This window comes from Corynebacterium glyciniphilum AJ 3170 (assembly GCF_007673095.1).
In the GTDB taxonomy this organism is placed as follows: Bacteria; Actinomycetota; Actinomycetes; order Mycobacteriales; family Mycobacteriaceae; genus Corynebacterium.
Genome location: NZ_VDYZ01000008.1, coordinates 127,856 through 144,993 on the forward strand (window position 1 = coordinate 127,856; position 17,138 = coordinate 144,993).

At 64.9% G+C, this 17,138-nt stretch carries 14 protein-coding genes; 10 read left to right on the forward strand and 4 right to left on the reverse strand.

Annotation, left to right across the window (positions count from 1 at the left end):
• Genes FS507_RS09440 through FS507_RS09470 form a run of 7 tightly spaced genes read left to right on the forward strand, consistent with a single transcriptional unit; the run spans window position 1 to window position 9,951 of the window.
• Complete coding sequence (locus FS507_RS09440) at window positions 1-930, forward strand: universal stress protein (RefSeq protein WP_145942526.1); 930 nt, start codon at window positions 1-3, stop codon at window positions 928-930.
• 4 nt (window positions 931-934) lie between these two features.
• Window positions 935-2,521, forward strand: a complete 1,587-nt coding sequence (locus tag FS507_RS09445; protein WP_186314627.1) for an APC family permease — start codon at window positions 935-937, stop codon at window positions 2,519-2,521.
• 20 nt (window positions 2,522-2,541) lie between these two features.
• Window positions 2,542-3,570: an agmatine deiminase family protein gene (locus FS507_RS09450; protein ID WP_145942591.1), complete on the forward strand. Its 1,029-nt coding sequence runs from the start codon at window positions 2,542-2,544 to the stop codon at window positions 3,568-3,570.
• Window positions 3,563-5,359 (forward strand): amidase, encoded by a 1,797-nt coding sequence (locus FS507_RS09455; protein ID WP_145942528.1) that lies wholly within the window; start codon window positions 3,563-3,565, stop codon window positions 5,357-5,359. The genes FS507_RS09450 and FS507_RS09455 overlap by 8 nt, the downstream gene beginning before the upstream one ends.
• Window positions 5,360-5,393: 34 nt before the next feature.
• Window positions 5,394-6,866, forward strand: a complete 1,473-nt coding sequence (locus tag FS507_RS09460; RefSeq protein WP_145942529.1) for a purine-cytosine permease family protein — start codon at window positions 5,394-5,396, stop codon at window positions 6,864-6,866.
• Window positions 6,867-6,875: 9 nt separating this feature from the next.
• Window positions 6,876-8,522, forward strand: coding sequence for an amidohydrolase (locus FS507_RS09465; protein WP_145942530.1), 1,647 nt, complete (start codon window positions 6,876-6,878; stop codon window positions 8,520-8,522).
• Between the two features lie 34 nt (window positions 8,523-8,556).
• Window positions 8,557-9,951: an NAD-dependent succinate-semialdehyde dehydrogenase gene (locus tag FS507_RS09470; protein ID WP_145942531.1), complete on the forward strand. Its 1,395-nt coding sequence runs from the start codon at window positions 8,557-8,559 to the stop codon at window positions 9,949-9,951.
• Window positions 9,952-9,969: 18 nt separating this feature from the next.
• On the opposite strand, the gene FS507_RS09475 is transcribed toward FS507_RS09470, so the two are convergent.
• The 3 genes from FS507_RS09475 to FS507_RS09485 all read right to left on the reverse strand — a co-directional run bounded on the left by FS507_RS09475 (window position 9,970) and on the right by FS507_RS09485 (window position 13,172).
• On the reverse strand, window positions 9,970-11,046 hold the full coding sequence (locus FS507_RS09475; RefSeq protein WP_186314628.1) for a PrpF domain-containing protein: 1,077 nt from the start codon (window positions 11,044-11,046) through the stop codon (window positions 9,970-9,972).
• Between the two features lie 19 nt (window positions 11,047-11,065).
• Window positions 11,066-12,328, reverse strand: a complete 1,263-nt coding sequence (locus FS507_RS09480) for an SLC13 family permease (protein WP_145942533.1) — start codon at window positions 12,326-12,328, stop codon at window positions 11,066-11,068.
• 88 nt (window positions 12,329-12,416) lie between these two features.
• On the reverse strand, window positions 12,417-13,172 hold the full coding sequence (locus FS507_RS09485) for an SDR family oxidoreductase (protein ID WP_145942534.1): 756 nt from the start codon (window positions 13,170-13,172) through the stop codon (window positions 12,417-12,419).
• Between the two features lie 83 nt (window positions 13,173-13,255).
• On the opposite strand from FS507_RS09485, the gene FS507_RS09490 reads away from it, so the two are divergent.
• Window positions 13,256-13,972 carry a TetR/AcrR family transcriptional regulator gene (locus FS507_RS09490; RefSeq protein WP_145942535.1) on the forward strand — a complete coding sequence of 239 codons (717 nt, stop codon included), beginning with the start codon at window positions 13,256-13,258 and terminating at the stop codon, window positions 13,970-13,972.
• On the forward strand, window positions 13,969-14,145 hold the full coding sequence (locus FS507_RS17590) for a hypothetical protein (RefSeq protein WP_186314629.1): 177 nt from the start codon (window positions 13,969-13,971) through the stop codon (window positions 14,143-14,145). The genes FS507_RS09490 and FS507_RS17590 overlap by 4 nt, the downstream gene beginning before the upstream one ends.
• A gap of 13 nt (window positions 14,146-14,158) precedes the next feature.
• Here FS507_RS17590 and FS507_RS09495 read toward each other — a convergent pair whose 3' ends face one another.
• Entirely contained in the window at window positions 14,159-14,854 is a 696-nt protein-coding gene (locus FS507_RS09495; RefSeq protein ID WP_145942536.1) for a GntR family transcriptional regulator, read from the reverse strand.
• Window positions 14,855-15,073: 219 nt separating this feature from the next.
• Between FS507_RS09495 and FS507_RS09500 the strand changes: the two genes are divergently transcribed.
• Complete coding sequence (locus FS507_RS09500) at window positions 15,074-17,131, forward strand: glucose PTS transporter subunit IIA (RefSeq protein WP_440130346.1); 2,058 nt, start codon at window positions 15,074-15,076, stop codon at window positions 17,129-17,131.
• The last annotated feature ends 7 nt before the right edge of the window (window positions 17,132-17,138 follow it).

Here is a 17,138-nt window from a genome sequence, read left to right on the forward strand (position 1 = left end):
ATGACCACTGCGCGCATCGTCGTCGGTTACAGTGCGACGTCAACGGGACGGGACGCCCTGCGCCTCGGTATCGCCATCGCGAGAGAACGTGACGCCCACCTGTACCTGGTGATGGTCGCCCCCGAGGATGACATCTTCACCGCCGCCCAGCCTTTCGACCAGAGCTACGGCCGGATCCGCGACCGCCAGCTGCAGACCTGGCTCGATGAGGCCGCGCTGACCGTTCCCGAGGACATCCAGTGCTCAACCCACCTTGTCCCCGGCCAATCAGCCCCGGAAGGGCTCCTCGACGCGGCCCGGCAGCTGGGCGGGGGAATCATCGTCACCGGATCACGACCGGGTGGCCTTCTCCGACGGCACCGGCTGGGTACCATGGCATCCCACCTGCTCCATGCGTCCCACGTGCCGGTCGCCCTGGCACCCGCCGGATACGACCACCCCGGCCCCCTCGGACATGTCACCGCCATGTTCGGCCCCCGTCGCGGCGCCACCGACCTCATCGGCGAATCCATCATCACGGCCCGCAACCGTGGGATTCCGCTACGCCTGGTGTCCCTGGTGACTCTCGATGTCAGCGACAAAACCGTGCCGCAGGACGAGTCGGAGGTGACCACCGATGTCCTCCAGGACCTCGAGACCTACGCCACCAAGCGTCTGGCCGAGGACGCCACCGAGCTCGTCGAAGCCGGCCGGGCGACAACACACATCGCCACCGGACGAGACGTCCCCGCCGCGATGGCCGAACTCAACTGGCACGACGACGAGATCGTCCTCGTCGCCTCGTCCCGTCTGGCCAGTCACGGCCGCATGTTCCTGGGTTCCACCGCCACGAAGATGCTGCGGGTCGCACCGGTGCCGGTGATCGTCATCCCGTCCGGCTACTCCTTCCATGAACCGGACCACGCCACCGACCCCGAACCGGAGGGCTGACACCATGACCTCACACACCACCGGCACCGGAACGACGGCCAGTACCGTCCCCAGAGACAAGGGCCTCGCCAAAGGCCAGATCGGCGTCCTGGGCACCGTCGTCATCGGCGTGGGCTGCATCGCCCCCGCCTACACCCTGACCTCAGGTCTGGGCCCGACGATCGCCGAAGTCGGCGCCCATGTCCCCGCGATCCTGATCCTCGGTTTCCTCCCGATGCTCCTGGTGGCTTTCGGCTACCGCGAGCTGAACTCCCGCTTCCCGGACTCCGGTACGTCCTTCACCTGGGCCACCAAAGCTTTCTCACCGTGGGTCGGATGGATGGGTGGATGGGGCCTGATCGCAGCGACCGTCATCGTCCTGTCGAACTTGGCCGCCGTCGCCGTGGACTTCCTCTACATCCTGCTCGGCCAGATATTCGACAACCAGGACATCGCCGACCTCACCCGGAACCTCTGGGTCAACATCCCGACCACGCTGGTCTTCATCGCGATCGCCGCCTGGGTCTCCTACCGGGGGCTGGGGTCGACGAAGATGGTCCAGTACATCCTCGTGGCGATCCAGCTCGTGGTGCTCACCGCCTTCGCCGTCTCCGCGATCGTGCAGGCGAACAACGGCAGTTCCTTCGACCCCACACCGATCAGCCTCGAGTGGTTCAACCCGGCCGGCATCGAGAGCTTCTCCGTGATCGCTGCCGGTATCTCGCTCTCCATCTTCATGTTCTGGGGCTGGGACACCACGTTGACCATGAATGAGGAGACCAAGGACCCGAAGACGACCGCCAGCCGGGCGTCCACCATCACCGTGGTCATCATCATCGCGATCTACACACTCTGTGCTGTCGGCGTGGTGGCCTGGGCAGGTACCGGCTCCGAAGGCCTGGGTGCAGGTAACCCGGCCAACCAGGAGTCCCTGTTCGCCGCCCTGGCCTCCCCCATCATGGGACCGTTCGCGATCCTCATGTCGATCACCGTACTGACCTCGTCGTTCTCCTCACTGAACTCGACGATGATCTCCCCGTCCCGCACACTCCTGGCCATGGGCTACTACCAGGCACTGCCTCCGGTCTTCTCGAAGATCAGTCCACGGTTCCGCACCCCCTCCGTCGCCACCGTCACCTCCGCGGTCGCCGCCGGTGGTTTCTACACCATCACCCGGCTGATCAGTGAGAACGCCCTCTGGGACACCATCACGGCACTGGGGCTGATGATCTGCTTCTACTACGGCATCACCGCTCTGGCCTGCGTCTGGTACTTCCGCAAGGAACTGTTTGTGTCGGCCCGCACCACGATCTTCCGCTTCCTCTTCCCGCTGATCGGCGGTGTCGTCCTCCTGGTGATGTTCGTGCAGACCGCGGTCGACTCCCTCGACCCCGACTACGGTTCCGGAAACTCGATCGCCGGCATCGGGATGGTCTTCATCCTCGGCGTCGGTGTCCTGCTCATCGGTGTGGTTCTGATGGTCTGGACCCGCGTCCTCCACCCCGCCTTCTTCCGTGGCGAGACCCTACCCGTCACCGAATCCACCAGCGACAACTCCGACACACTCGACGACACTCCCGACACCACCCCGGAAAAGGAGCCGCTTCCGTGACTTCCACCTCCCCCACCACCATGCCTGCCGAATGGTACCCGCACGAGCGAACCTGGATGTCGTTCCCGACCGCCAACGACACCTTCGGCCCCGACGGTTCCGAGACGCTCGCCCGTGCCCGTGACGCGTGGGCCAGGGTCGCCCGCACCGTCGCACTGTATGAGCCTGTCACCCTGGTCGCAGACCCCGACGATGAGCAGGTCGCCCGAGACCTCCTTGCCGGCACCACCGGCATCACACTGGTCACCACTCCGCTCGATGACGCCTGGATCCGAGATTCCGGCCCCACCTTCGTCCATGGCACCGACGGTTCCCTACGCGCCGTGAACTGGATCTTCAACGGGTGGGGCGCACAGTCCTGGGCCGCCTGGGAAAATGACGCCCGGTTGGCCACCACCGTCGCCGACGCCGCCGGCGTCCCCGCCGACGACTCACCGTTGGTCGGAGAAGGCGGCGGACTGCATGTCGACGGCCGTGGCACGGTGCTGCTGACCGATACCGTCCAGCTGGACCCGGACCGGAACGCCGGATGGACGAAGGAACAGGTAGAAGAAGAGATCCACACCCGCCTGGGAACCCGGCACGCCATATGGCTGCCCCGCGGGCTCACTCGGGACTACGACGGGTTCGGGACGAGAGGGCACGTGGACATCGTCGCCTCGTTCACCGAGGTCGGTCATGTGCTGCTGCACCGGCAGGACAACCCCGACCACCCGGACCATGAGGTCACCCGGGAACTCCGCAAGGTACTGGACTCCGCCGTCGACGCTGACGGGAAACCCCTGACAGTCGTCGACCTCCCGGCCCCCGATGTCCTCCGGGACGAGGAGGGGTGGGTCGACTACTCCTACATCAACCACCTGGTCTGCAACAACGCTGTCATCCTGTGCGCCTTCGGTGATGAGCAGGCCGACGAACGCGCACGGGGCATTCTCGCCGAGGCCTACCCCGGTCGCACCGTGGAACTCGTCGACGCCCGCGACATCTTCGCTTTCGGCGGCGGCATCCACTGCATCACCCAGCAGCAGCCAGAGGTGCGTCATGGATAACACCTACGATGTGACCGGGAAATCCATCGCCGACCTCCGCGCCGACCTCGAGAACGGGACAACGACCGCCGTCGAACTGGTGGAAGCCTACCAGGCCCGGATCCGACGGTTCGACCGTCCTGATCCCACACGTGGGGACGGCCTCGCCAGCGACGGTGGCGTCCCGCTCAACGCGGTCATCGTCGACAATCCGGCCGCCTTGGACGAGGCATACGCCTCCGATGACCGTCGCCGCGCCGGCACCCCCCTCGGCCCCTTGGACGGCATTCCCTACACCGCGAAAGAGTCGTATCTCGCCCGTGGGCTGACTGCCTCGGCAGGGTCGCCTGCTTTCGCCGATCTCGTCGCTCAGAAAGACGCGTTCACCATTGAGCGCCTACGCGACGGTGGCGCGGTCCTGCTGGGGCTGACCACGATGCCTCCGATGGCGAACGGCGGTATGCAACGCGGCCTCCACGGGCGCGCGGAAAGTCCCTACAATCCTGACTACCTGACCAGCGCGTTCGCCTCCGGGTCGTCGAACGGATCCGGCAGCGCGACCACGGCGGAGTTCGCCGCCTTCGGCCTGGGCGAAGAGACATGGTCGTCAGGACGGGCCCCGGCGTCCTGCAATGCGCTGTGCGCCTACACGCCGTCCCGTGGGGTGATCTCCACCCGTGGCAACTGGCCGCTGGTACCGACCATGGACGTCGTCGTACCCCACACCCGTTCCATGGCCGACATGGCTGAGGTGCTGGACGTCATCGTCGCCGACGACCACACCACCCGCGGCGACTTCTGGCGCATGCAGCCGTGGGTCGACATTCCGGCGTCCTCCAAGATCCGGCCCACGTCCTACCGGGATGTCGCTGACGGCTCCCCCGGACTGACCGGGGTCCGTTTCGGGATCCCGGCGATGTACGTCAACGCAGACGAGGCAGCGGGAACCGGCGGTGACCGCACCGGCGACGTCGGTGTCGGAGGCCCGATGGGGCAGCGGATCACCACATCTCCCGCTGTCATCGCCTTGTGGGAAACCCTACGTGCCGATCTCGAGGCTGCCGGTGCCACTGTCATCGAGGTCGATTTCCCTGCCGTCACGAACTACGAGGGCGACCGGCCCGGAGCACCCACCATCTCCACCCGCGGGCTGGTCAGCGCGGACTACCTCGACCTTGAGGTCGGCGCGCTCGCGGCCTGGTCCTGGGAGGATTTCCTGCAGGCCAACGGAGCACCCTCGTTCCATTCCCTCACTGACGTCGACGGAACACGGATCTTCCCCCACCCTGAGGGGGCCCTCCCCGATCGCTACGACGGATTCGACGACGATATCGCCACCTACCCGTCGCTCATCGCGCGGCTCGGCTATACCGGCCCCTCCGATCTCACGGACAACTCCAGCTTCGGGCTACTTCCCGACGGTGTCCGTGGGCTCGAGGAGACCAGGCGCGTTGATCTCGAGAACTGGATGGACGACCTGGGACTCGACGCGGTGGTCTTCCCCGCGATGGCGGATATCGGTCCGGCTGACGCCGACACCGCCCCGTCCTCCGCAGACGCCGCCTGGCGTAACGGGGTCTGGGTCGCCACCGGAAATCTCGTCCCCCGCCACCTCGGCATCCCCACGGTCACGGTACCGATGGGAATCACCGCGGACAAAGGGATGCCCGTCGGACTCACCATCGCCGGGCGGGCCTGGGACGACAACCGACTGCTCCGGTTCGGCGCCGAGATCGAGGCGACAGCACCGGCCCGGACCCGTCGAACACCACCAGAACGCACCACCCCCACCACACCCTCAGAGAGGTGACACCATGAGCACCACGAAACCCACCACTACTCCCATGGATCCACATGAGACCGGACCTACGGATACCGGGGTAGACGAGACGGGTTCGCTGTCCGGGCCCGAATCCCGTGGCATCGAGTACATTTCCGATGAAGAACGAGGCGGCAAGCCGAGCTCACTCTTCTGGGTGTGGGCCACCCCCAACATCAGCTTCCTCACCATCACCATGGGAGCGCTGATGGTCGCCGGGCTCGGACTCAGCCTGGTGCAGACTTTAGCGGTCTCGCTCATTGTTTCCCTGTGCTGGGTGTTTGTCGGCATCATCGCCATCAGTGGTCCGGCGTCCGGTACATCCGGCTCAGTAGTCAGCCGCGCGTTCTACGGTCTACGTGGAAACAAGGTCATCGTCGGCCTTTACGGCTGGCTTCTCGCTGCGGTATACCTGTCGCTGACATGGTCATCGGCCTCGGTCAACGGACTCGGACTTCTGAGTCGGGTCGGAGTTCCTTCGACCCAACTGGTCGGCATCATCGTCGTCATCGTCATCGCACTGATAACCGTGCTCGTCGCAATCTACGGACACGGACTGATCACCAGGCTCTACCCCTACGTAGCCAACGGCCTGGTAGTTGTCTTTCTCGTGGCGACAATATTCATGTTCCCGCATTTCGACTTCAGCTACGAGCCCACCGAGAAACTCAGTGGAACATCACTGGTCGCCACGATGACCATCGGGGTCACCATCCTGGGATCCACTCCGCTGTCATTCATCAACAGTCCCGACATGGCGCGTTACCTGCCCCGGTCGACTCCCGTATGGAAGACCGCCGGAGCCACAGCCTTCGGTGGGGCGTTGCCCGGCATCCTCTTCACGATGATTGGTGCCCTGATTGCGACCGGCGCGGGTTTCGACATGGTCGGGGACCCGATGGGAGCCTTCGACAGCGGGCTTCCTTCCTGGTTCTTCCCGATTTTCACGATCGCTGTCATTGTCGCTGCTATCGGGTTGAACGGGATGACGACTTACAGCGCCAGCCTGTCGCTCCAGGCTCTGGGGATCCCCATCCGCAGGATCCCTTCCACTCTGATCATCGCCGTCATCGGCACCGTCTTGACCATCGTGTCGGTCGCCATCTACGACTTCACCACCTCCGTCTCCCTGCTTCTTCAGCTCGTGATCATCGCTTCAGCACCCTTGATCGCCGTCTACGTCACGGATGTCATCCTGCGGAGAAACCGGTACAACGACCCGAACCTGTTCGACGAGACACCGACAAGTCGTTACTGGTACCGAAACGGCTGGAACTGGCCCGGCCTGTTCAGCCTGGTCCTCGGTGGTGTCGCCTCCGCTCTGTTCATCAACACTGATGTCTTCGTCGGACCCCTGTCCGCCCTGACGGGAATGGACCTGTCCATTCCAGCAGGCATGATCGTCGCTGCCGCTTCGTATGTCGTCATGGCAGGTAATCGCGTCCGCAAGGACTCCGCAACCGTCGCTGAGCCGCTTCCCGACACCACCACCCGATAGGAGATCACCTTGACCACGACTATCTACACCAACGCCACGGTTTTCACTGCAGACACCGACGGCACCACCACCGGAGCCTTCGCAGTCACCGACGGGAAATTCAGTGCTGTGGGCCCAGTCGAGCATGTCCGGGAGGAGGTCGGAAAGACCGTCCCCGAAGTCGACCTTCAGGGCCGCTTCATCGCCCCAGGCATCATCGACTCACACACCCACCTGGCCTCGTTCGGCACCGCTCTGGGAAAAGCACAACTCCGCGACTGCCAGACGCTCGGGGAGATCCAGGACCGTCTCCTGCAATGGCTCGACCAGAATCCCGGGGCACCGCGCGTGCTCGGCGGGGGTTGGCTCTTCGATGCCGTCGGCGACACCCACCCCACTGCGGCAATGCTGGATGAGGTTCTCCCCGACATCCCCGTCTACCTCGACGCCAATGACCTGCACTCCACCTGGGTGAACTCGGCGGCACTGCGTGAAGCAGGCATCGACCATGACACTCCCAACCCCGTAGGCGGTGAAATCGCCCGGAATGCCGCAGGCGAAGCCACCGGTCTGCTCTACGAGACTGCCGGGCGCAAGTACGCCCGTGATTTCCTCGAGCGGATCAGCACTCCGCAGGATCACGTCCAGGCACTGGAACTCGCCTTCGACGCCTACCTCAGGTCCGGGGTGACCAGCGTGACCGACATGGCGCTGACCGAAGCCGAGATCACCGCCCTGCGCGCGATCCTCGCCAGGGACGGACGGCTACCGTTCCCCATCACCGGGCATGTGCTGATGGTCGCCCAGCCGGACCTTGACGAGAACGAGGCCCAGGTGTCGCGGACCGTGGATCTCCGTGACGAGCTCTCCACCAGTGGTGAGGACCGTTGGTTCCGGATTGCGGGGGTGAAGTTCATCATGGACGGGGTCATCGATGCGAAGACCGCGACGATGTGCTGCCCCTACGCCGACGGTACCAATGCCGAGCCCATCTGGGACGCCGAGCGAATGAAGCCCGTCGCAGCCACTGCGGATGCCGCAGGTCTGCAGATCGCCATGCACGCGATCGGCGACCGCACCAGCGAGATAGCAATCGAGGTCCTGGAGCACTGCGCCGCAGAGAACCGGAGTGACATCAGGTCCCGCCGCCACCGGGTGGAACACCTCGAGACCGTCACAGATGACACGATCCGCCGTATGGCGGAACTCGGTGCCGTCGCCTCCATGCAGCCGGTGCACAGCGATCCCGCGATCATGGAGAACTGGAAGGCCGTCCTCGGTGACGAACGCCAGGAGCGCGGCTTCCCATGGCACAAGTTCCGGGAATCCGGAGTGCCGATGACCCTGGGGACTGACGCCCCGACAGCGCCCCACGAGGCACTGCCTAATCTGTACGTCGCTCTAACCGGTGGTTCCTCCCTGTCCCCTTCCCTGCCGCCATACCATCCGGAACGCGCATTCACCCCCGCTGAGGCGCTTACTGCACTCACCGCCGGAGGTGCCTACGCTGGACATATGGACAGCACCGGTCAGATCCGACCAGGGTTCCAGGCAAACTTCATCGAGCTGGACGTCAACCCCCTCGAGGTCGACCCCCGGGAGATTCTCGAGGCCGAGGTCGTCGCCACATATGTCCTCGGTGAGCGTACGCACACCTCCACCACCGACCAGAACTGACACGAACCGACACGAACCGACCAAGGAGAACACCATGAGTAACGCCTACCGCAGCATCGACGTCGCCACCGGCACGGTCCTGTCCGACCACAAGCACGCCACCGACGCCGAGATCAGCGCGGCCCTGGACAACGCGCACAGCGCCGCAGCATCCTGGGGCGCGACCAGCATCGAGGAACGCGCCGAGATCGTCCGCCGCGTCGCCGACCTGTTCGCCGAACGTCAGAAGGAACTCGGCGCGATCATCACCCGCGAGATGGGCAAGCCCGTCGCCGAAGCCCCCGGCGAAGCGGAGTTCAGCGGCGACATCTTCCGCTACTACGCCGACAACGCCGCGAAACTCACCGAGGACCTGGTGATCGAGGACAGCGCCGAGTCCCGGAGCGTCGTGCAGCGCCGTCCGGTGGGCACACTGCTGGGCATCATGCCCTGGAACTACCCCTACTACCAGGTCGCCCGGTTCGCCGCGCCGAACCTGATGCTGGGCAACACCATCCTGCTGAAGCACGCCGAGAGCGTGCCGGAGTCCGCCCTGGCCATCGAGAAGATCATGGAGGAAGCCGGTGTGCCTGAGGGCGTGTACACCAATGTCTTCGCCACCCACGACCAGATCTCCACCATCATCGAGGACCCCCGCGTCCAGGGTGTCTCACTCACCGGTTCCGAGCGCGCCGGTGCCGCGATCGCCGCGCAGGCCGGTTCGGCGTTGAAGAAGGCGGTGCTGGAGCTCGGCGGCTCTGACCCGTACGTGATCCTCTCCAGCGACGACCTCCGTGCCGCCGCGCGTAACGCGCTGGAGGTCCGGCTGGAGAACACGGGCCAGGCGTGCAACTCCAACAAGCGCATCATCGTGCATGAGGACATCTACGACGAGTTCGTTGACGAGGCCGTGCACATCATCGGAGCACTGAAACCGTCCGATCCCACGAAGGTGGACAACGTCCTCGAGTCGTTCGGCCCGATGTCCTCCGAGGGAGCCGCAGACAAGATCGTCTCGCAGATCAAGACAGCAGTGGATTCGGGCGCGACGCTGCGCACCGGTGGCGAGCGTCTCGGCGGCGAGCACGCCGACGGGTTCTTCGTCTCACCGGCGGTGGTCACCGACATTCCGGTGGGCTCCGACATCTACTACGAGGAGTTCTTCGGCCCGGTGGTACAGGTGTACAAGGTCTCCTCCGATGAGGAGGCTCTCCAGCTGGCCAATGACACCCAGTACGGCCTGGGCTCCTCCGTCTTCGCCACCGAAGAAGGCCGTGCCGAGAAGTTCGCGGAAGGACTCCAGGCCGGTATGGTGGGCGTCAACCAGGCCCCGCCGGAGACCGAGGAAATGCCGTTCGGCGGGGTGAAGCGCTCCGGTTACGGCCGCGAGCTCGGGCCGCTGGGCATGGACGAGTTCGTCAACAAGCGGCTGTTCTCCGTGAAGAAGTAGGCCCCCGTGTCCCACCTGCTACGGCAGATGGGCCGTCCCCTTCATGATGATCCGTGCGGTGCGGGCGACCCCGGCAGACACCAGTGCCCCGTCTGACGTCTCCGCCAGGACCGTCACGGTCCCCTTGGGGTGCCGGATGGTGGTCTCACCCTCAGTCACAGCCGGCAGGACGGTATCCATGACCGTACCTGTCAACGCCGCTGCGGATCCGAGGGCGAGAGCCACCGTCACCGGAACCGCGTGATGGAAGACCCCCATCGAGGTCACACGCACATCCACGTCGGCACCGTCCGTGCCCCGTGCCACACACGCAACCCTGGGTACGGCGGCACTGTCCGGTATCCCCATGCGCTGGCCTGCGTCCCGCCGGAGGAGTTCGAGCCGTTCCAACAACCCGGCATCCGCATTGAGTTCGTCCCGGGTGAGCCCGACATCCACCCCGGCCTCGTGGGCATCGACGATGACCAGGGGGTTCGTGACGTCCACCGCGGTCACGTGTACTCCGCCGGTGAGAGCCGTGACGGGACCCAGCGGTAGCACCGCCCCGGTTGTCTCACCCCCTGGTTCCAGGAAACTCAGGTCAATACGGGGGCCTGGACGCCCGGCGCCGGACATCTCGTAGTCACCACAGCGAGGGACCTTCCCGTCCTCCAGCGCATGTTCCACCATGAAGACCGCCCCGGTGTTGGCGTTCCACACCCGCAGCGACGCACGGTCACCGCGACGTTCAACCAGTCCTTCGTCCAACGCAAAGGTGCTCACCGCTGCGCTCAGGTTTCCGCAGTTCCCCGTCCAATCCACGGTGGTGGACGTGGGTGCGGGCTGGGCGAAGACGGTGACAAGGTCCACGTCCCCGAGGCAGGAGCCGTTCCACGGCAGGCCGACCAGGTCATCCGGAAGACCGACGGCCATCACCTTCGAGTTCGAGGATGCCCCGCCACCCAGCCCGTCAACGGCCAGGGGGTCGGGACTACCGGTCAAGCCCACGCACAGGGCGTCGCGGGCCCTGCTGTCCCTCGGCAGGTCGCGCAGACGGAGGAACACTCCACGACTGGTACCACCACGGATCACCGACACGGGAATCTCATATGCCATGGTCCTCATCCTCCACGAATCACAGCCCGGTGACCAGCGGGATAAGGCTCAGTACTCCCGGGGCCACCGCCGTCATACCGAGGGAGGTGACCATGAAGATCCTGAAGACGTCATTCTGCCGCTCTTCCTCTGCATTGCCCACCACCAGCGTGCCGGCGATATGAATCGGGTTCATGACCATGAGGCCGGAGGGGACCGCGACCGCCGCCACGATCCAGAAGATTGACGGCGAACCGGCGAAGAACCCGAACACCAGAGGCATCGTCATACTCAACACACCGAGAGCCGAGGATTCCACATTGCACAGCAGTGCGGTGAGATAGGCCAACGCCAACAGCAGCAGCACACCGGAGGCGGCGCCACCAATGGCGTCCTGGACCGCGTCAATCGTCCCCACGGACCGCAACAGCCCCAGGTACGTGAGCAGACCACCGATCAGCAGAACGGCACCCCACGGAACCTGATTGAACATCTCCTTCTGGGCCGGGCGGAAGACCAGTTGAAGTACGGCAGCGACAGCCATGGACGTGAGGCCGACGTCCAGGCCGAATACGACGACGCAGACGACGAAAACTGCCAGCCCCACGAGGGAGCTGACAGCGTAGATCCTGTTCTCCACTCCCCCGGAGTTCTGCCCCTCCTCGACCTGAGCGGCCTGAGGCTCGATAAGCAGTCTCCCCCTTTTCCCCAGGGCAGTAAAGACAACCTGGAGCACAGCGAGCGCGACTGCGGTCACGACAACCGCCACCAGCCACAAACCCCACTCAGAGTATGTGACCCCGGCATCTGCCGCGAGCTGGCTGACCGTGGCCCCGGTCGGGTTCAACGGGGACATGCCGAGCCCGATCGACCCCATGATCACACCCAATGCGTTGATCAGGTAGGTGCCCTTGTAGCTCACGGAAATGAACGCGACGAGCGGCACAAGGACAGCCACGGGCCCCGTCCCGAACACCCCGACCGTGGACAGAAACCCACCCAACACGAATCCCACCCACGGAATCAGCACCTTGCGGTCACCGACGACGCGGAATGCACCGTCGATCACCCAGTGGACGGCGCCACTGAGCTGGAGGTGGCTGAACATGAGCGAGACCCCGATGATCAGTACCACGAGGCTGGCGGGGAACGCACCGTACATCTCGTCCGGGTCCACCCCGGCGACCAGCACCAGCACGAAAGCCGCCCCCAGCGACAGGGTTCCGATGTTGACCTTCTTCCATACCGCCAACGCCAGTACGACGATCAACAACACCAGGGACAACGTCTGCGGAATGGTCACTCAGGCTCCTACGGACGGACGGCACACCGCATCAGCGGCTAGATTACATAACTAGCCTTACTATTTTGAACAGGTGACAGCAAACCGGTCACCGCGTGGTGTAGCCACCGTTGGCGAAGATCGTCTGCCCGGTGATCCACCAGCCTTCAGTGGCCAGGAACCTGATGATCGGTGCGATGTCCTCGATCTGGGTGAGCTGGTTCCCCATGGCCTGGGATTTATGGAACTCAACCCGTTCCGGCGTCTCCTGACCGTAGAAGAAGGGCGTGTCCATCGGCCCCGGCGCCACGGCGTTCACCGAGATACCACGGTCGGCGAACTCCTTGGAGGCCGCACGGGTGAAGTGCTCCACCGGCGACTTCCCACCGGCGTAGGTGGAGTACCCGTCGGTGAAGGCGGCCAGCAGGGCAGTGACCACAGTGATGATCTTGCCGTCGTCAGCGAGGTGGCGACCCGCCTCCTTGAGGAAGAAGTAGGCGGCCTTGGCGTTGATGTCGAACATCGAGTCGTACTCGTCCTCGGTGGTGTCGACAATAGGTTTCCGCAGGACCTTCCCGGCAGTGTTCACTGCGACGTCGATCCGCCCGACGGCCTTCTCCGCTTCCTTGAAGAGTGCGGCGACGTTCTCCGGGGAGGTCAGGTCCGCCTGCAGGACCGCGCCCTGGACGCCTTCGGCCTCAACGGCCGCGAGGGTGGCCTCGGCCTCGTCACGCGAGCTGTCGGAGTTGTAGTGGATCACGACGTTCGCACCGGCAGCGGCGGACTGGCGTGCCACCAGACCTCCGAGGTTCTTGCCGCCACCGGCGATCAGGACGTTCTTTCCCTTTAGCGTGCGTTCAGTCATGGTGCCTTCCTGTGTCGTGTACAGAGGTTACATATCGCCGACATGTGTTCATATATCGATGATATGTGCGCTACCGTAGCAGCATGAGCAAGGACATGTCGACAGGCACGAGGGAAAAGTTGATCGCCGCAGCCGCGGACATGATCGCACGCTCCCCTGGCGAAGACTTCTCATTGCGAGCGGTGTGCGAGGTCGTAGGCGTCAAACTTCCCACCGCTTACCATTTCTTCGGTTCCAAGCAGGGACTCGTCGATGCCGTCGTCGAGCACGGCTTCGACATGTACATCTCAGAGAAACAGTCCATGGAATGGTCCGGTGATCCGATTCAGGACATCCGCACCGGATGGGACGCTCACGTCGACTTCGGCCTGGCGAATCCAGGCTTCTATGCCCTGATGTACGGCAAAGTCCAGCCCGGCCACGCGCCGGCGGCCCAGTCCCGCCCCGACGAGATCCTGCTTGGACTGACAACACAGGCCGCAGAACAGGGGCGACTAACTGTTTCTCCGGAACAAGCCAAGGCGCATATCCTGGCGACGAACATCGGCGTCACTCTCCGCCAGATCATCCAGGGCGCTCCGAATCCGTCCCTCTCGGCATCTGTCCGCGAGGGAGTCATCAGCGCAATCACCGGTACCGGCGCCCGAGTCGACGACCTGGACAGCCGTGCTCTCTCCACGGCAGCGGAACTCGCCGCCGCTCACCCAGGCATCCTCGGCACCGCCGAAACCCGGTTGCTGCAGGAATGGCTTCAGCGCCTGAAAGAGAACGTCCCCACCACCCGAGGAGAAACCCCATGAACCCCGGCACCGTGAACATCATCGCCTGGACTGCTGAGCTCGTTGGGCTGGTCATCGTCCTGCTCGGAGTCCTCAGCGTCCTACCCGACCGATTCCTCGCCGCCGGTCTGCTGCTGATGGTCATCGGGATTTTCGCCAAACTCCGCGCCAACCGGATGACCCGGAAGGACTGACACACCAGTCGCCCTACAGCCTCCGCCGCGAGACGAACCGGTAGCGGTCGCCGCGAAACGCTGACTCGGTCCACTCCACCGGGCGGTCTCCCTCACCGAACCCGGTGCGATGGACCAGGAGCAGAGGCAGGCCGGTCGTGACCCCCAGCAGGTCTGCACGCACCGGATTGCATGGGATCGTCTCCACCACGTCCTCGACCTCCACGATCCCCATGCCGTACTCGTCGGCCAGCATCCGGTACAGCGAGTCCTGGGCCTCCAGTCGTTCGGTCAGCTCCGTGAGGTCGCCCGGCAGATGCACAATCTCGTGCGCCAGCGGTTCGCCGTCCACCGTGCGCAGCACCTCGAAGCGGGTAATCACGGAGCCTGCGTCAAGCTGCAGGTTCTCCCGCACGGTCTCGGACGCCTCCTCGCAGCGTGCGGACACGATCACCCGTCCCGGACGCCACCCCTGGGACACCGCATTGCTGGAGAACGACACCTGAGGGAGCAGCAGCATTTTCGGGGAGGCCACGAAGGTTCCGCGCCCCTGTGTCCGCTCAAGGCGTCCGTCAGCGACAAGTTCAGCGATCGCCTGCCGCACAGTCGTCCGCGACGTGGAGAAATGCCCGGCGAGTTCACGCTCGGTGGGTACCGCAGCCCCGGGTTCAAGACCGGCGATGAGCTCGAGGATCTGGTTCTTGACCAGGTAGTACTTGGGCACCTTCATGGGTACACCGTAGCTGTATTGGTGTAGACCAAACAATCATCGGTCCAACGTGACCCTTGACACAGTTAATTGGTCTAGTCCAATATTATCGGTACTGGTCCAGAGCTGCCCTCCACAGCCCCGGACACCCCCTGACGCGAGGAGTCTCCCGTGACCACCCCAGCCACCACACCAGCTCCCGATCCGGCAGAGCCTGCCGCCGGGAAGAAGCGCAAGGGCGTGCGCATTCCCGGATTCGCCCAACTGCAACGGCTCGGCAAGAGCCTCATGCTGCCCATCGCGCTGCTCCCGGCAGCCGGTATCCTGCTCCGCCTGGGGCAGGACGACCTGCTCGGCGGCACCGACATCCCCGTGATCGGGCCGTTCTTCGACTCAATGAGCGCCGCCGGCGACGGACTCTTCGGCAACCTGGCCATCCTCTTCGCCGTCGGTGTGGCCATCGGCTTCGCGAAGAAGGCCGACGGCTCCACCGCCCTCGCGGCCGTCGCCGGCTACCTGGTGATGACCTCGGTGTTCGACACCATGTCCCCCGTCGTCCTCGAAGGTGTCGAGGATGCGGCCGGTGACCAGGCGATGATCGACTACAGCGTCTTCGGCGGAATCATCGTCGGCCTGATCACCGCATGGCTATTCGACAAGTACCACGACATCGAACTCCCGCCCTACCTCGGGTTCTTCGGCGGCCGCCGCTTCGTGCCCATCGTCGTCTCCCTGACGGTGCTGTTCGTCAGCTTCGCGATGGCCTACGTGTATCCGCTGTTCAACAGCGGACTAACCTCCGTCGGTGAGTTCATCGCCGGTTCCGGGGCCCTGGGTGCCTTCGTCTACGGTTTCGCCAACCGCATGCTGATCCCGCTGGGCCTGCACCACATCCTCAACACCTTCATCTGGTTCATCTACGGCGACTACGAGGGAGCGAACGGCCTGGTCACCGGTGAACTCAGCCGGTTCGCCGCCGGCGATCCCTCCGCCGGTACGCTGACCTCCGGCTTCTACCCGATCCTCATGTTCGGCCTGCCCGCCGCCGCCCTGGCAATGATCCACGTCGCCAAGCCGCGGCAGAAGAAGGTCGCCGTCGGCATCTTCTCCGCCGCCGGCCTGACCGCCTTCCTCACCGGCGTGACGGAACCCCTCGAGTTCGCCTTCATGTTCCTGGCCTTCCCGCTGTACATCATCCATGCCGTGCTCACCGGACTCTCCCTGGCGGTGGCCAACGTCCTGGACGTGCACCTGGGCTTCTCCTTCTCCGCCGGGCTGATCGACCTGCTGCTCTACGGCACGGCCCCGGCCGCACACAACATTCCGTTGCTGGTCGTCCAGGGGCTCATCTTCGCCGTGCTGTACTACGTGATGTTCCGGTTCGCGATCACGCGGTGGAACCTGCGCACGCCGGGCCGTGCACCGGACGAGGAGTTCGAGGCGTCCGAAGCCTCCCAGTCGTCGGACGGAACCTCTGCCGGCTCCGAGCGTGCCGAACAGCTCATCGCCGCTTTCGGTGGCCGGGACAACCTCGTCGGCGTGGACGCCTGCATCACCCGCCTACGCATGGAGGTCGCCGACAAGGACGCCGTCGACAAGGGTGCGCTGCAGTCCCTCGGCGCAGCCGGTGTCATGGAGGTCGGCAACAACGTCCAGGCCGTCTTCGGCACCCAGTCGGACGTCCTGAAGGACGAGATCAAGGCCGCACTCGCCGGGCCTGTCCCCGCAGAGTCCCCCGCACCGGTCACCGAGCCCGTCGTCGCACCGGTCGAACAGGAGACCGCCGCCGAGACCGAAGAGGCCGACACGCTCCCCGAACCCACCCTGGTGCGTGCGCCGATCCAGGGCCGCACCGTCGCCCTGTCCGAGGTCCCGGACAAGACCTTCGCCGCCGGCACCGTCGGCCCGGGTCTGGCCATCGAGCCCGCCGGCAGTGCCGGCAGCGCCGACATTGTCGAGGCCGTCGCGCCGGTCTCCGGCAAGCTCATGCAGCTGCTGCCGCACGCCTACGCGATCATGACCGACGACAAGACCGCCGTCCTCGTCCACCTCGGTCTCGACACCGTGAAGCTCAAGGGTGAGGGGTTCACCGCCCACGCCGCCAAGGGCGACCGTGTCGTCGCCGGACAGCCGATCATCACCTACGACGTCGCCGCCGTCGCCGCGACCGGGTACCCCACCGTCGTGCCCGTCGTCGTCATGGACGCCCGCGGCGCCACCGTCGACGAGCTCGCCGACACCCCCGCCCCGGTGTCCTCGATGCGCCCGCTGTTCACCGTCACCAAGAAGAAGAAGTAGGGACTCC

Excerpts from the sequence above, each read along its gene's own strand:
- FS507_RS09460 (WP_145942529.1), top strand. The coding sequence starts at position 5,394 with ATGGATCCACATGAGACCGGACCTACGGATACCGGGGTAGACGAGACG.
- FS507_RS09450 (WP_145942591.1), top strand. The coding sequence starts at position 2,542 with ATGCCTGCCGAATGGTACCCGCACGAGCGAACCTGGATGTCGTTCCCG.
- FS507_RS09475 (WP_186314628.1), bottom strand. The coding sequence starts at position 11,046 with ATGGCATATGAGATTCCCGTGTCGGTGATCCGTGGTGGTACCAGTCGT.
- FS507_RS09445 (WP_186314627.1), top strand. The coding sequence starts at position 935 with ATGACCTCACACACCACCGGCACCGGAACGACGGCCAGTACCGTCCCC.
- FS507_RS09495 (WP_145942536.1), bottom strand. The coding sequence starts at position 14,854 with ATGAAGGTGCCCAAGTACTACCTGGTCAAGAACCAGATCCTCGAGCTC.
- FS507_RS09485 (WP_145942534.1), bottom strand. The coding sequence starts at position 13,172 with ATGACTGAACGCACGCTAAAGGGAAAGAACGTCCTGATCGCCGGTGGC.
- FS507_RS09440 (WP_145942526.1), top strand. The coding sequence starts at position 1 with ATGACCACTGCGCGCATCGTCGTCGGTTACAGTGCGACGTCAACGGGA.
- FS507_RS09490 (WP_145942535.1), top strand. The coding sequence starts at position 13,256 with ATGAGCAAGGACATGTCGACAGGCACGAGGGAAAAGTTGATCGCCGCA.
- FS507_RS09470 (WP_145942531.1), top strand. The coding sequence starts at position 8,557 with ATGAGTAACGCCTACCGCAGCATCGACGTCGCCACCGGCACGGTCCTG.
- FS507_RS17590 (WP_186314629.1), top strand. The coding sequence starts at position 13,969 with ATGAACCCCGGCACCGTGAACATCATCGCCTGGACTGCTGAGCTCGTT.
- FS507_RS09455 (WP_145942528.1), top strand. The coding sequence starts at position 3,563 with ATGGATAACACCTACGATGTGACCGGGAAATCCATCGCCGACCTCCGC.